Source organism: Streptomyces sp. NPDC051921 (genome assembly GCF_040680975.1).
In the GTDB taxonomy this organism is placed as follows: Bacteria; Actinomycetota; Actinomycetes; order Streptomycetales; family Streptomycetaceae; genus Streptomyces.
The window spans coordinates 334,046-347,403 of the sequence record NZ_JBFAXU010000001.1 but is presented as its reverse complement, the minus strand read 5'-3'; the positions used below and the strand labels follow the sequence as shown (position 1 = coordinate 347,403).

Genomic DNA, 13,358 nt, shown 5'->3' with positions numbered 1-13,358 from the left:
TACGGCCGCGGCGCCCCTCCCGGGCACCGCGGCCGTATCGACGAACCGTGGGGTTACTTCTTCAGCGCGGCCATGGCGCGCGCCGTGACCTCGTCCACCTTGCCGAGCGCCGAGATCGTCACGACCAGGTTCTGCGCCCGGTAGTAGTCGATGATCGGCTCGGTCTGCGTGTGGTAGACCTCCAGGCGCCGGCGGACGGTCTCCTCGGAGTCGTCCGGACGCTGGAACAGCTCGCCACCGCAGGTGTCGCACACGCCCTCGGCCTTCGGGGCGTTGTACTCCACGTGGAAGACGTGCGAGGAGTCGTTGCGGCAGACGCGGCGACCCGCGATCCGCTTCACGACCTCGTCCTCGGGGACCTCGAGGTCCAGCACCGCGTCCAGCTGCATGTCCTCGGCCTTGAGGACCACGTCCAGAGCCTCGGCCTGGGCCACGTTGCGCGGGAACCCGTCGAGCAGGAAGCCGTTGACGGCGTCGTCCTGCTCCATCCGGTCCTTGGCCATCCCGATGGTCACCTCGTCCGGAACGAGGTCACCGGCGTCCATGTAGGACTTCGCCTTGAGGCCCAGCTCCGTGCCCTGCGAGATGTTGGCGCGGAACAGGTCGCCCGTGGAGATGTGCGGGATAGCCAGGTTCTTGGCAAGGAACGCGGCCTGCGTTCCCTTGCCGGCCCCGGGCGGTCCGACGAGGACGATTCGCATCAGCGGAGGAACCCTTCGTAATTGCGCTGCTGGAGCTGGCTCTCGATCTGCTTCACGGTCTCAAGACCCACACCCACGATGATGAGGATGCTCGTGCCGCCGAACGGGAAGTTCGCGTTGGCACCGCCGAAGCCTGCCAACGCCATCGTCGGCACAAGAGCGATCAGACCCAGATACAGCGAGCCCGGCCAAGTGATCCGGTTGAGCACGTAGCTCAGATACTCGGCAGTAGGTCGACCAGCCCGGATACCCGGGATGAAGCCACCATACTTCTTCATGTTGTCGGCGACTTCCTCGGGGTTGAACGAGATCGCCACGTAGAAGAAGGCGAAGAACACGATCAGAAGGAAGTACGCAGCGATGTAGTAGGGGTGGTCACCCTTGACGAAGTGGGCTTCGATCCAGGTCTTCCAGCCGGCGGTCGAGTTCGAGAACTGCGCGACCAGAGCCGGGATGTAGAGCAGCGACGACGCGAAGATGACAGGAATCACACCTGCCTGGTTCACCTTCAACGGGATGTAAGTGGACGTACCGCCGTACGACCTGCGGCCGATCATGCGCTTCGCGTACTGCACCGGAATGCGGCGCTGGGCCTGCTCGACGAAGACGACGAGGGCCACCATCACGAAGCCGATGAGGATGACGGTGCCGAACTCGATCCAGCCCTTGGCGAGCTTGCCGCTCTCCTTGATGGCCCACAGGGCGCCGGGGAAGCCGGCGGCGATCGAGATGAACATGAGGATCGACATGCCGTTGCCGATGCCGCGGTCGGTGATGAGCTCACCGAGCCACATGACGACACCGGTACCCGCGGTCATGGTGATGACCATGGTGGCGGTGGTGAAGATCGACTGGTCCGGGACGACCTGGCTCGCGACCGTGCAGCCGCTGAACAGCGCGCCGGTGCGGGCGGTGGCGACGAGGCCGGTGCCCTGCAGGATGGCGAGGGCGACCGTCAGATAACGCGTGTACTGCGTGATCTTGGCGGTGCCGGACTGGCCTTCCTTCTTGAGGGCTTCCAGGCGCGGGATCACGACGGTCAGCAGCTGCAGGATGATGCTCGCCGTGATGTACGGCATGATGCCGAGCGCGAAGATGGTGATCTGCAGCAGCGCCCCGCCACTGAACATGTTGACCAGGCCGAACAGGCTGTTGTTGCCCTGGCTCGCCTGATCCACACACTGCTGGACGGCCTCGTAGCTGACACCGGGGACGGGGATGTGTGCCCCGAGCCGGTACAGCACGATGATGCCGAGCGTGAAGAGCAGCTTCTTGCGCAGGTCGGGCGTCTTGAACGCCCGGGCGAACGCGGTGAGCACGGTGCCTCCTGCGACCCCCGCGCACGTGCGTCAGAGGTGACGGTCTTGAGGTTCGACTATGAGTGGTCAGTCCGGAGCACCCGCGGGCATACCGCACGCACTCTAGACAGTGGACGCCACCTTACCGGCGACCATGGCCCCCTAGGAACGACCAACCGGGGATGCCCCTTTTGGGAGGCATCCCCGGTTGGATGTTCAGGCCATCGAGTCGTCTCAGACGAGCTCGGTGACGGTGCCGCCGGCGGCGGCGATCTTCTCCTTGGCGGAGCCGGAGACGGCGTCAACCGTCACCTGCAGCGCCACGGAGACCTCGCCCTGGCCCAGGACCTTGACGAGCTGGTTCTTGCGAACCGCACCCTTGGCGACCAGGTCGGCCACCGTGACCTCGCCACCCTGCGGGTAGAGCGCGGCCAGCTTGTCCAGGTTCACGACCTGGTACTCGGTGCGGAAGGGGTTCTTGAAGCCCTTCAGCTTCGGGAGACGCATGTGGAGGGGCATCTGGCCACCCTCGAAGCGCTCCGGAACCTGGTAACGGGCCTTCGTGCCCTTCGTACCACGACCGGCCGTCTTACCCTTCGAGCCCTCACCGCGACCGACACGGGTCTTCGCGGTCTTGGCGCCCGGGGCGGGACGGAGGTTGTGGATCTTGAGCGGGTTGTTCTCCGCCATGATCAGTCGACCTCCTCAACCGTCACGAGGTGGCGGACGGTGTGCACCATTCCGCGGAACTCGGGGCGGTCCTCCTTGACGACCACGTCGTTCAGGCGCTTGAGCCCGAGCGAACGCAGGGTGTCGCGGTGGTTCTGCTTGCTACCGATGTACGACTTCGTCTGCGTGATCTTGAGGCGAGCCATTACGCACCCGCTCCCGCACGCGCACGAAGCAGAGCCGCGGGGGCGACGTCCTCGAGCGGCAGACCGCGGCGGGCCGCGATCTCCTCGGGACGCTGCAGGCCCTTCAGGGCCTCCACGGTCGCGTGCACGATGTTGATCGCGTTGTCGGAGCCGAGCGACTTCGACAGGATGTCGTGAACGCCGGCGCACTCGAGCACGGCGCGCACCGGGCCACCGGCGATAACACCGGTACCGGGGGACGCCGGCTTGAGCAGGACGACGCCCGCGGCCTTCTCACCCTGGATCGGGTGCGGGATGGTGCCCTGGATACGGGGGACCTTGAAGAAGTGCTTCTTGGCCTCCTCAACACCCTTGGCGATGGCGGCCGGCACCTCCTTGGCCTTGCCGTAACCGACACCCACGGTGCCGTCACCGTCGCCCACCACGACCAGCGCGGTGAAGCTGAAACGACGACCACCCTTGACAACCTTGGCGACGCGGTTGATCGCGACTACGCGCTCAACGTACGCGGTCTTCTCGGCGGCGGCAGCGCCACCGTCGCGGCCCTTCCGGTCCCGCCGCTCGCCGCCACCGGCACCGCTGCCGCGGCGCTGGGGTCCAGCCATTGGAATACCTCTCTCTGTTACGTCCGTTAGTCCCGGAACCGGGGCTTAGAACTTCAGCCCGGCTTCGCGGGCGGCGTCAGCCAGAGCGGCAATGCGCCCGGCGTACCTGTTGCCACCACGGTCGAACACGACGGCCTCGACACCGGCGGCCTTGGCGCGCTCGGCGACCAGGGCGCCGACCTGCTGGGCCTGCGAGGACTTGGAGCCCTCGCCACCGCGGATCGAAGCGTCCAGGTGGGACGCCGACGCCACGGTGTGACCCTTCAGGTCGTCGATGACCTGCGCGGTGATACCGCGGTTGGAACGCGTCACGACGAGGCGCGGACGCTCCGCCGTACCCGACACGTTCTTGCGGATGCGCAGGTGACGGCGCGCCTTCGCAGCGCGCTTGTAAGCGTCGCCCTTGGCGATCTTGACACCGTATGCCATGGCTTACTTACCAGCCTTTCCGACCTTGCGGCGGATGACCTCGCCCGCGTACTTGACACCCTTGGCCTTGTACGGGTCGGGCTTCCGCAGCTTGCGGATGTTGGCGGCGACCTCGCCGACCTTCTGCTTGTCGATGCCCTCGACCGAGAACTTGGTCGGCGACTCGACCTTGAAGGAGATGCCCTCGGGGGCCTCCACCAGGATCGGGTGGCTGTAGCCGAGCTGGAACTCCAGGTCGGAGCCCTTCGCGGCCACGCGGTAACCGACACCGCTGATCTCGAGCGCCTTCGTGTACCCCTGGGTCACACCGGTGATCATGTTGGCCACCAGCGTGCGGGACAGGCCGTGAAGGGCCTTGTTCTGACGCTCGTCGTTCGGACGGGTGACGTTGAGAACGCCGTCCTCGCCCTTAACGATCTCGATCGGAGCGGCAACGGTGTGGGTCAGGGTGCCCTTGGAACCCTTGACGGTGACCGTGCGGCCCTCGATGGTGACGTCCACGCCGGCGGGAACCGGGATGGGGAGCTTGCCAATGCGAGACATAGCTTTTCCTCCGTTCCCGACTACCAGACGTAGGCGAGGACTTCCCCACCCACGCCCTTCTTCTGCGCCTGCTGGCCGGTCAGGAGACCGTGGGACGTGGAGATGATCGCCACGCCCAGGCCGCCGAGGACCTTCGGCAGGTTGGTGGACTTCGCGTAAACCCGGAGGCCCGGCTTCGAGATCCGCTTGATGCCCGCGATGGAGCGCTCACGGTTCGGACCGAACTTGAGGTCGAGCACGAGGTTCTTGCCGACCTCGGCGTCCTCGACCTTCCAGCCCGTGATGAAGCCCTCCTGCTGGAGGATTTCCGCGATGTGAGACTTGATCTTGCTGTGCGGCATCGTCACGGTGTCGTGGTACGCCGAGTTCGCGTTACGCAGACGCGTGAGCATGTCTGCGATCGGATCAGTCATGGTCATGAATTGGCCTTCGGCCTCTCTCGCCGGGGTTTCCTGGTGCACCATCCCTCTCCCCGATCCGAGACGGGGCGGGTGCGGTGCGGTGGACCTACGGCGTAGTAAGTCGTACGGGCGGCGGACGCCCAACCCTTCAAGCCTACGGCATGGAGAGTCGGGCCTCCGCCAGCCCAATGCTTACCGAGAGACTCCGGTGATTCCCAACGCCCTAGGGGCGCAGGGGAATTACCAGGAGCTCTTGGTCACGCCCGGCAGCTCGCCACGGTGAGCCATCTCACGAAGGCACACGCGGCAGAGGCCGAACTTGCGGTACACGGAGTGAGGACGACCGCAGCGCTGGCAGCGGGTGTACGCACGCACACCGAACTTGGGCTTGCGGGCAGCCTTCGCGATGAGAGCCTTCTTCGCCATCTCGCTTACGCCTCCTTGAACGGGAAGCCGAGGTGACGCAGAAGGGCACGGCCCTCGTCGTCGTTGGTCGCCGTGGTGACCACGGTGATGTCCATACCCCGGACGCGGTCGATCTTGTCCTGGTCGATCTCGTGGAACATGACCTGCTCCGTGAGACCGAAGGTGTAGTTGCCACGGCCGTCGAACTGCTTCGGGGACAGGCCGCGGAAGTCGCGGATGCGCGGCAGCGCGAGCGACAGGGTGCGGTCCAGGAACTCCCACATGCGGTCGCCACGGAGCGTGACGTGGGCACCGATGGGCTGGCCCTCGCGCAGCTTGAACTGCGCGATGGACTTGCGGGCCTTGGTGACGGCCGGCTTCTGGCCGGTGATCGTGGTGAGGTCGCGGATGGCGCCCTCGATCAGCTTCGAGTCACGGGCGGCGTCACCGACACCCATGTTGACCACGATCTTCACGAGGCCGGGGATCTGCATGACGTTCTCGTACTTGAACTCGTCACGCAGCTTGCCCGCGATCTCCTCGCGGTACTTCGTCTTGAGACGCGGAGTGGTGGTAGCCATCAGATGTCCTCACCCGTCCGCTTGGCAACGCGGATCTTGTTGCCCTCGTCGTCGAAGCGGTAACCGACACGCGTGACGACCTTCTTGCCGTCCTTCTCCACGACCAGCTGGACGTTGGAGACGTGGACCGGAGCCTCGGTCGTCACGATGCCGCCGGCCTGGTTCGGGCCGGCCTTGGTGTGCTTCTTGACCCGGTTGACACCCTCGACCAGGACGCGGTCCTCGCGGGGGAAGGCCGCGATGACCTTGCCCTGCTTGCCCTTGTCCTTACCGGTGATGACCTGGACCAGGTCGCCCTTCTTGATCTTCATGCTTACAGCACCTCCGGCGCGAGCGAGATGATCTTCATGAACTTCTTCTCGCGCAGCTCACGGCCGACCGGGCCGAAGATACGGGTGCCACGAGGGTCGCCGTCGTTCTTGAGAATGACAGCGGCGTTCTCGTCGAAGCGGATGTACGAGCCGTCCTGGCGGCGGCGCTCCTTGACGGTGCGAACGATGACCGCCTTGACGACGTCACCCTTCTTCACGTTGCCACCGGGGATCGCGTCCTTGACGGTGGCGACGATGACGTCACCGATGCCCGCGTAGCGGCGACCCGAGCCACCGAGAACACGGATGCAAAGGATCTCCTTGGCACCAGTGTTGTCGGCGACGCGAAGTCGCGACTCCTGCTGGATCACGTCTTATCTCCTGATTGTCTGCCGGTTCCCGGTGGGGGACCCGCGTGAGCGGGTCCCCGCACCGAGCCTGGCGGAACTGTTCCTAGGGGGTCCCCCTAGGAGGGATTACTTGGCCTTCTCGAGGATCTCGACGACGCGCCAGTGCTTCGACGACGACAGCTTCCGGGTCTCCATCAGGAGGACGCGGTCGCCGACGCCGGCAGCGTTCTGCTCGTCGTGAGCCTTGAGCTTGTTCGTACGGCGGATGACCTTGCCGTACAGCGCGTGCTTGACGCGGTCCTCGACAGCGACGACGACGGTCTTGTCCATCTTGTCGCTGACGACGAGGCCCTCACGGACCTTGCGGGCGTTGCGCTCGGTCTTCTCAGTCACGTTGTTCTCGCTCATCAGGCGTTCTCCACCGTCTCGATGCCCAGCTCACGCTCGCGCATCAGGGTGTAGATCCGGGCGATGTCCTTACGGACGGACTTGAGCCGACCGTGGTTCTCGAGCTGACCCGTCGCCGCCTGGAAGCGGAGGTTGAACAGCTCTTCCTTGGCCTCGCGGAGCTTGGCGACAAGCTCCTCGTTGCCCAGCTCGCGCAGCTCGGACGCCTTGGTACCGGCCGACATCACAGCTCACCTGCCTCGCGCTTAACGATCTTGCACTTCATCGGCAGCTTGTGAGCCGCACGAGTCAGAGCCTCACGCGCGATCTTCTCGTTCGGGTAGGACAGCTCGAACATCACCCGACCGGGCTTGACGTTCGCGATCCACCACTCCGGAGAACCCTTACCGGAACCCATGCGGGTCTCGGCAGGCTTCTTCGTGAGCGGGCGGTCCGGGTAGATGTTGATCCAGACCTTGCCGCCACGCTTGATGTGGCGGGTCATCGCGATACGCGCGGCCTCGATCTGGCGGTTGGTCACGTAGGCCGGGGTGAGGGCCTGAATGCCGTACTCGCCGAACGCAACCTGCGTGCCACCCTTGGACATACCGTTGCGCTTCGGGTGGTGCTGCTTGCGGTGCTTGACCCTACGGGGGATCAGCATTTCGGTCAGGCCTCCGTTCCGGTGCTCTCAGCAGCCGGAGCGGCGGCGGGAGCGTCGGCCTTGGGGGCCTCGGCAGCCTGAGCCTGCTGCGGCTTGCGACCGCGACCGCCACGCTCGCCACCACGGCCACCGCGGCCGGCCGGACGGTCAGCGCCGCCACGGGCCGGGCGGTTGCCCGCACGGGCAGCAGCGTTCTCGGCGCGGACCTCGGCGATGTTCTTGACGTCGCCCTTGTAGATCCAGACCTTCACGCCGATGCGGCCGAAGGTCGTCTTGGCCTCGAAGAAGCCGTACTCGACGTTCGCGCGCAGCGTGTGCAGCGGCACACGACCCTCGCGGTAGAACTCCGAGCGGGACATCTCGGCACCGCCGAGACGGCCACCACACTGGATCTTGATGCCCTTGGCGCCGGCCTTCATGGCGGACTGCATGCTCTTGCGCATGGCCCGACGGAAGGAGACGCGGGAGGACAGCTGCTCGGCGACGGCCTGGGCCACCAGCTGAGCGTCGACCTCGGGGTTCTTGACCTCGAGGATGTTCAGCTGGACCTGCTTGCCGGTCAGCTTCTCCAGCTGGCCACGGATCTTGTCGGCCTCGGCGCCACGGCGACCGATGACAATGCCCGGGCGAGCGGTGTGGATGTCCACGCGGACACGGTCACGGGTGCGCTCGATCTCAACCTTCGAGATACCGGCGCGCTCCATGCCGGACGTCAGCATCCGACGGATGGCGACGTCTTCCTTGACGTAGTCCTTGTACAGCTTGTCGGCGTACCACCGCGACTTGAAGTCGGTGGTGATGCCGAGCCGGAACCCGTGCGGGTTTACCTTCTGGCCCATTACCGGGTTCCTTCCTTGCTGCTGACGACCACGGTGATGTGGCTGGTCCGCTTGCGGATCCGGTAGGCACGGCCCTGGGCACGCGGACGGAACCGCTTCAGGGTCGGACCCTCGTCGACGAACGCCTCGCTGATGAACAGCGAAGAGGCGTCCGTGTGGTCGTAGTTGTGCGCGGCGTTGGCGATGGCGCTGTCGAGCACCTTGCCGACCGGCACGGAGGCTGCCTGCGGAGCGAATCGCAGAACAGCCTGAGCCTCCGTGGCGTCCATGCCACGGATCAGGTCCACCACGCGGCGGGCCTTCATGGGCGTGACGCGGATGTACCGCGCCTGGGCCCTGGCTTCCATGGTTGTCCCTCTCAGTTACTTACGTGTCTGAATGCGATCCGCTACTAGCGGCGCTTCGACTTCCGGTCTTCCTTGACGTGACCCCGGAAGGTGCGCGTCGGCGAGAACTCGCCGAGCTTGTGACCGACCATCGACTCGGTGACGAACACCGGGATGTGGGTCTTGCCGTTGTGCACCGCGAGCGTGTGGCCGAGCATGGCCGGCACGATCATGGAGCGACGGGACCAGGTCTTGATGACGTTCTTGGTGCCGGCTTCGTTCTGGGCGTCCACCTTCTTGATGAGGTGGTCGTCGACGAAGGGCCCCTTCTTGAGACTGCGCGGCATCTAAACCCGCTCCTAGCGCTTCTTGTTCGTCTTGCGGCGGCGGACGATGTACTTGTTCGAAGCCTTCTTCGGCGAACGAGTACGACCCTCCTTCTGACCCCACGGGGAGACCGGGTGGCGACCACCGGAGGTCTTGCCCTCACCACCACCGTGCGGGTGGTCAACCGGGTTCATCGCCACACCGCGGACGGTCGGGCGAACGCCCAGCCAGCGCTTGCGGCCGGCCTTACCCCAGTTGATGTTCGACTGCTCGGCGTTGCCGACCTCGCCGATGGTGGCGCGGCAGCGGGCGTCGACCAGACGGATCTCGCCGGAAGGCATGCGGAGGTGGGCCATGGTGCCCTCCTTCGCGAGCAGCTGCACGGAGGCACCTGCGGAGCGGGCGAACTTGGCGCCACCGCCGGGACGGAGCTCGATCGCGTGGATCGTGGTACCGACCGGGATGTTGCGGAGGGCCAGGTTGTTGCCGGGCTTGATGTCGGCCGTGGGGCCGTTCTCCACCCGGTCACCCTGCGAAAGGCCACGCGGGGCGATGATGTAGCGCTTCTCGCCGTCCGCGTAGTGGAGCAGCGCGATGCGCGCGGTGCGGTTGGGGTCGTACTCGATGTGAGCGACCTTGGCCGGCACGCCGTCCTTGTCGTGACGACGGAAGTCGATCACGCGGTAGGCGCGCTTGTGGCCACCGCCCTGGTGACGGACGGTCACACGACCGGTGTTGTTACGGCCACCCTTGCTGTGCAGCGGGCGGACCAGCGACTTCTCCGGCGTGGACCGCGTGATCTCGACGAAGTCGGCTACGGAGGAGCCACGACGGCCCGGCGTAGTCGGCTTGTACTTGCGGATACCCATTTCTCAGTCCTCGTCCGATATCGGACGACTCGACCGCCCTTAGGCGGTCGGGCCGCCGAAGATGTCGATTCGGTTGCCCTCAGCAAGGGTCACGATGGCGCGCTTGGTGTTGGCGCGCTTGCCGAAACCGGTGCGGGTGCGCTTGCGCTTGCCCTGACGGTTGATCGTGTTGACCCCGGCGACCTTGACCGAGAAGACCGCCTCGACGGCCTGCTTGATCTGGGTCTTGTTGGCGGTGGGCGCGACGATGAACGTGTACTTGTTCTCGTCGAGCAGCGCGTAGCTCTTCTCGGAGACGACCGGCTTGACGAGGATGTCGCGCGGGTCCGTGAAGGTCTTGCTGGTGATCTCGGCCATCAGGCTTCGTTCCCCTCGTTGTCATCGGCCTTGGGGCCAGACACGAAGGACTCGAGGGCGGCCTGGGTGAAGACCACGTCGTCGGATCGCATCACGTCGTACGTGTTCAGCTGGCCCGGCTCCAGGATGTGCACCTGGGGCAGGTTGCGGGCGGACAGCCACGCGGCCTCGTCGGAACGCTCGACGACCAGGAGCAGGTTCTTGCGCTCCGAGATCTTGCCGAACAGCGTCTTGGCGGCCTTGGTGGAGATGCCACCCTCGACCACGCCGGTGACGACGTGGATGCGGGAGTGGTTCGCCCGGTCGGAGAGGGCACCGCGGAGGGCGGCGGCCTTCATCTTCTTCGGGGTCCGCTGCGAGTAGTCACGCGGCACGGGACCGTGCACGACGCCACCACCGGCGAACTGCGGGGCGCGGGTCGAACCCTGACGGGCGCGGCCGGTGCCCTTCTGGCGGTAAGGCTTCTTGCCACCACCGCGGACCTCGCCACGCGTCTTGGTCTTGTGGGTGCCCTGGCGGGCAGCCGCAAGCTGCGCGACGACGACCTGGTGGATCAGCGGGATGCTGACCTTGGCGTCGAAGATCTCGGCCGGGAGCTCGACGGTCCCGGTCTTGTCGCCGGAGGGCGACAGAATGTCAATGGTGCTCATATCCTCAGGCCCCCTTGGCCGCGGTGCGGACCAGGACGAGGCCGCCGTTCGGACCAGGAACCGCGCCCTTGATGAGGAGCAGGCCCTTCTCCGCGTCAACGGCGTGAACGGTCAGGTTCTGGGTGGTCACGCGCTCGTTGCCCATGCGGCCGGCCATGCGCATGCCCTTGAAGACGCGGCCCGGGGTGGCGCAGCCACCGATCGAACCGGGCTTGCGGTGCACGCGGTGGGCACCGTGGGAGGCCTTGCCACCACGGAAGTTGTGGCGCTTCATGGCACCGGCGAAGCCCTTGCCCTTGCTCTTGCCGGTGACGTCGACCTTGATGCCCGCCTCGAAGACCTCGGCGGTGATCTCCTGGCCGAGGGTGTACTCGCTGGCGTCAGCGGTACGGATCTCGACGAGGTGACGGCGCGGGGTGACGTCGGCCTTGGCGAAGTGGCCCTTGAGGGGCTTGTTCACCTTGCGCGGGTCGATCTCGCCGAAGGCGATCTGGACCGACTCGTAGCCGTCGTTGTCGTTCGTACGCACCTGGGTCACGACGTTCGGGCCGGCCTTGACGACGGTCACCGGGACGACCCGGTTGTTCTCGTCCCAGACCTGCGTCATGCCGAGCTTCTCGCCCAGGATGCCCTTGATGTTCTTAGCCATCTCGCGCGTCACCTCAGAGCTTGATCTCGATGTCGACGCCCGCCGGCAGGTCGAGACGCATCAGCGAGTCAACCGTCTTCGGCGTGGGGTCGAGGATGTCGATGAGGCGCTTGTGCGTGCGCATCTCGAAGTGCTCGCGCGAGTCCTTGTACTTGTGCGGCGACTTGATGACGCAGTACACGTTCTTCTCAGTGGGCAGCGGCACCGGGCCCGCGACCGACGCACCAGTGCGAGTCACCGTCTCGACGATCTTCTTCGCCGAGGAGTCGATGACCTCGTGGTCGTAGGCCTTGAGCCGGATGCGGATCTTCTGTCCCGCCATGGCTACTTCGTAGTCCTGTCTCTCGAAACGCTCTGGAACCCGGTCGGCTGCGCTCACGTGGAGCGCGGCTCTTTCCTCCGACCCACGCGGTCGGGCGTGTCGCACTCCCTCTACGAAGAATCCCTGAGGAATTCCCAACCAAGGGGGTGCGGGCCGTGGACCGCGAGACGGGGGTGGAACACCCACCGGGTGCCTGGCCGGTACCCCGCTGACACTTCCCGGAAGATTCCCGTACGTCCGCTCCTGATCAGGGGCGACGAGTACTGTGGGACTCGCTTCCGGTCCTCCCGGCGGGAGGCGCGCAGCATCGGCACTCAACCGAGCAACCCCGACAGTCTGCCATACCTCACCTACCGGCCGCCAATCGGGGGCGAAGACTGTACCCCACGTCACGCGGGGGTACACACAGGGGCGCGCCGCGCCGCGGCCACGCCCCTGCGGCGGGGGTCAGGTGCGCGAGGACGTGCCGCACTCCTGCGGGAGCTGGTCGAGGTCCTTGCTGCGGTCGTACGGGTCGACGGCGGGCCCCGAGGGCTCCGGAGCGGCGGGATCGTCCACGAGGTCCGAGTCGAAGGTGGGGTGCAGGAAGCCGTCCAGGGGGGCCTCGCAGGAGTCGTTGCCGACGTTCGCCTGCCACTCGTAGAGGAACAGCTTGCCCTTGGTCGACACGTACTTCGCCGGGTCGGCCAGCGAGAACGTGATCTGCCGGCGGACGATCGACCGGGTCACCTCGTCGGCGCCCGGGCGGGCCTTCACCACGGGGTACACGAAGGTGTAGTCGGTGCGGATCAGCACCAGGCCGGCGTCCTCGCCCTTGCCGTTCTCCACGGTCATCCGGCCGCGGGTCTTCACGACGGTGCCGACCTGGCGCACCTCGTACGGGCTGAAGCGGGTGAACAACGACGTGGGGTCGTTCTCCGCGGTCGGCCGCTCCAGGGACCGCTCCAGGTCCTTCCGGGCGTCCGGCTGCTCGGGGTCGACCAGCTTCAGCGCGGCGGCCGGCTTCCCGCCCTTGATCACCGCCGGGTCGAGGTTGGAGGCGACCAGGAACTCCTTGGCCCGCTGCAGGGCCGCCGCGGTCTGCCGCTCGCTCATCCAGCCGACCGCCCTCGCCTTCGGCACCTCGATGCCGGCCGCTCCGTCGGCCCAGCGCAGCGCCGGGGAGCCCTTGAAGGGCTCCCGCAGCGTCGGCAGGTCCGGGAAGGCCTCCTCGGACGGGGCCGCGGACGGCTGCTCCGTCTCGGCGGCCAGTGGGCTCGCGTCCTCGGCGTCCCGCCACGGCATCAGCTCGGGCCGCAGCACCAGGACCGCGAGGCCGGCGGCCACCACGATCCCCACCGCTCCCGAGGCGATCCGGGCCGCGGGGCTCTGCCCCCCGCCGTCGTGGCCGCCGTAGTCCCACCCCATGTGTCCCACCCCTGTGTCGTGTCGTGCCGGGTCGTGTCGTGTCGTGTCGTGTCGTGACGGTC

The 13,358-nt window shown here is 66.4% G+C and carries 24 protein-coding genes; all 24 read right to left on the bottom strand.

The annotated features are described in order from the left end of the window. Positions 1-53: 53 nt before the first annotated feature. The 24 genes from AB0M16_RS01750 to AB0M16_RS01635 all read right to left on the bottom strand — a co-directional run bounded on the left by AB0M16_RS01750 (position 54) and on the right by AB0M16_RS01635 (position 13,296). Positions 54-701, bottom strand: coding sequence for an adenylate kinase (locus AB0M16_RS01750; RefSeq protein ID WP_365337581.1), 648 nt, complete (start codon positions 699-701; stop codon positions 54-56). Continuing rightward, entirely contained in the window at positions 701-2,020 is a 1,320-nt protein-coding gene (gene secY / locus AB0M16_RS01745; RefSeq protein WP_365337579.1) for a preprotein translocase subunit SecY, read from the bottom strand. Before secY ends, AB0M16_RS01750 begins: the two co-directional genes overlap by 1 nt. Before the next feature lie 213 nt (positions 2,021-2,233). Beyond that, positions 2,234-2,689, bottom strand: coding sequence for a 50S ribosomal protein L15 (gene rplO / locus AB0M16_RS01740; protein WP_365337577.1), 456 nt, complete (start codon positions 2,687-2,689; stop codon positions 2,234-2,236). 2 nt (positions 2,690-2,691) lie between these two features. Continuing rightward, entirely contained in the window at positions 2,692-2,874 is a 183-nt protein-coding gene (gene rpmD, locus AB0M16_RS01735; protein ID WP_005313525.1) for a 50S ribosomal protein L30, read from the bottom strand. Next, the gene (gene rpsE / locus AB0M16_RS01730; RefSeq protein ID WP_030201551.1) at positions 2,874-3,479 is read right to left on the bottom strand and encodes a 30S ribosomal protein S5; all 606 of its coding nucleotides are present in this window, start codon (positions 3,477-3,479) and stop codon (positions 2,874-2,876) included. The genes rpmD and rpsE overlap by 1 nt, the downstream gene beginning before the upstream one ends. A gap of 45 nt (positions 3,480-3,524) precedes the next feature. Then, on the bottom strand, positions 3,525-3,908 hold the full coding sequence (rplR, locus tag AB0M16_RS01725; protein WP_030759358.1) for a 50S ribosomal protein L18: 384 nt from the start codon (positions 3,906-3,908) through the stop codon (positions 3,525-3,527). A 3-nt stretch (positions 3,909-3,911) separates the two neighbouring features. Then, complete coding sequence (rplF, locus tag AB0M16_RS01720) at positions 3,912-4,451, bottom strand: 50S ribosomal protein L6 (RefSeq protein ID WP_365337575.1); 540 nt, start codon at positions 4,449-4,451, stop codon at positions 3,912-3,914. Between the two features lie 20 nt (positions 4,452-4,471). Next, positions 4,472-4,870, bottom strand: a complete 399-nt coding sequence (rpsH, locus tag AB0M16_RS01715) for a 30S ribosomal protein S8 (protein WP_132912404.1) — start codon at positions 4,868-4,870, stop codon at positions 4,472-4,474. Positions 4,871-5,092: 222 nt separating this feature from the next. Beyond that, on the bottom strand, positions 5,093-5,278 hold the full coding sequence (locus AB0M16_RS01710; protein WP_003956452.1) for a type Z 30S ribosomal protein S14: 186 nt from the start codon (positions 5,276-5,278) through the stop codon (positions 5,093-5,095). Between the two features lie 5 nt (positions 5,279-5,283). Continuing rightward, positions 5,284-5,841 carry a 50S ribosomal protein L5 gene (gene rplE / locus AB0M16_RS01705; protein WP_265864084.1) on the bottom strand — a complete coding sequence of 186 codons (558 nt, stop codon included), beginning with the start codon at positions 5,839-5,841 and terminating at the stop codon, positions 5,284-5,286. Next, positions 5,838-6,149 (bottom strand): 50S ribosomal protein L24, encoded by a 312-nt coding sequence (rplX, locus tag AB0M16_RS01700; protein WP_365337572.1) that lies wholly within the window; start codon positions 6,147-6,149, stop codon positions 5,838-5,840. The genes rplE and rplX overlap by 4 nt, the downstream gene beginning before the upstream one ends. Before the next feature lie 2 nt (positions 6,150-6,151). Beyond that, positions 6,152-6,520 (bottom strand): 50S ribosomal protein L14, encoded by a 369-nt coding sequence (gene rplN, locus AB0M16_RS01695; protein ID WP_003956455.1) that lies wholly within the window; start codon positions 6,518-6,520, stop codon positions 6,152-6,154. Between the two features lie 105 nt (positions 6,521-6,625). Continuing rightward, positions 6,626-6,907 (bottom strand): 30S ribosomal protein S17, encoded by a 282-nt coding sequence (gene rpsQ, locus AB0M16_RS01690; protein WP_365337570.1) that lies wholly within the window; start codon positions 6,905-6,907, stop codon positions 6,626-6,628. After that, positions 6,907-7,131, bottom strand: coding sequence for a 50S ribosomal protein L29 (gene rpmC / locus AB0M16_RS01685; RefSeq protein ID WP_128985131.1), 225 nt, complete (start codon positions 7,129-7,131; stop codon positions 6,907-6,909). The genes rpsQ and rpmC overlap by 1 nt, the downstream gene beginning before the upstream one ends. Next, positions 7,131-7,550 carry a 50S ribosomal protein L16 gene (gene rplP / locus AB0M16_RS01680; protein WP_030494257.1) on the bottom strand — a complete coding sequence of 140 codons (420 nt, stop codon included), beginning with the start codon at positions 7,548-7,550 and terminating at the stop codon, positions 7,131-7,133. Before rplP ends, rpmC begins: the two co-directional genes overlap by 1 nt. Positions 7,551-7,555: 5 nt before the next feature. Further along, positions 7,556-8,389 (bottom strand): 30S ribosomal protein S3, encoded by an 834-nt coding sequence (gene rpsC / locus AB0M16_RS01675; protein WP_365337568.1) that lies wholly within the window; start codon positions 8,387-8,389, stop codon positions 7,556-7,558. Then, positions 8,389-8,736 (bottom strand): 50S ribosomal protein L22, encoded by a 348-nt coding sequence (rplV, locus tag AB0M16_RS01670; protein WP_030359020.1) that lies wholly within the window; start codon positions 8,734-8,736, stop codon positions 8,389-8,391. Before rplV ends, rpsC begins: the two co-directional genes overlap by 1 nt. Positions 8,737-8,780: 44 nt before the next feature. Continuing rightward, entirely contained in the window at positions 8,781-9,062 is a 282-nt protein-coding gene (gene rpsS / locus AB0M16_RS01665) for a 30S ribosomal protein S19 (protein ID WP_023547380.1), read from the bottom strand. Between the two features lie 12 nt (positions 9,063-9,074). Next, positions 9,075-9,911, bottom strand: coding sequence for a 50S ribosomal protein L2 (gene rplB / locus AB0M16_RS01660; protein WP_046908246.1), 837 nt, complete (start codon positions 9,909-9,911; stop codon positions 9,075-9,077). A gap of 39 nt (positions 9,912-9,950) precedes the next feature. Continuing rightward, entirely contained in the window at positions 9,951-10,268 is a 318-nt protein-coding gene (gene rplW / locus AB0M16_RS01655; protein WP_282694359.1) for a 50S ribosomal protein L23, read from the bottom strand. Beyond that, on the bottom strand, positions 10,268-10,918 hold the full coding sequence (gene rplD, locus AB0M16_RS01650) for a 50S ribosomal protein L4 (protein WP_365337565.1): 651 nt from the start codon (positions 10,916-10,918) through the stop codon (positions 10,268-10,270). Before rplD ends, rplW begins: the two co-directional genes overlap by 1 nt. 4 nt (positions 10,919-10,922) lie before the next feature. Continuing rightward, positions 10,923-11,567: a 50S ribosomal protein L3 gene (rplC, locus tag AB0M16_RS01645; protein ID WP_189974766.1), complete on the bottom strand. Its 645-nt coding sequence runs from the start codon at positions 11,565-11,567 to the stop codon at positions 10,923-10,925. Positions 11,568-11,580: 13 nt separating this feature from the next. Next, positions 11,581-11,889, bottom strand: a complete 309-nt coding sequence (gene rpsJ / locus AB0M16_RS01640) for a 30S ribosomal protein S10 (RefSeq protein ID WP_003948644.1) — start codon at positions 11,887-11,889, stop codon at positions 11,581-11,583. Positions 11,890-12,336: 447 nt separating this feature from the next. Then, positions 12,337-13,296 carry a hypothetical protein gene (locus AB0M16_RS01635; RefSeq protein ID WP_365337563.1) on the bottom strand — a complete coding sequence of 320 codons (960 nt, stop codon included), beginning with the start codon at positions 13,294-13,296 and terminating at the stop codon, positions 12,337-12,339. Positions 13,297-13,358: the final 62 nt, after the last annotated feature.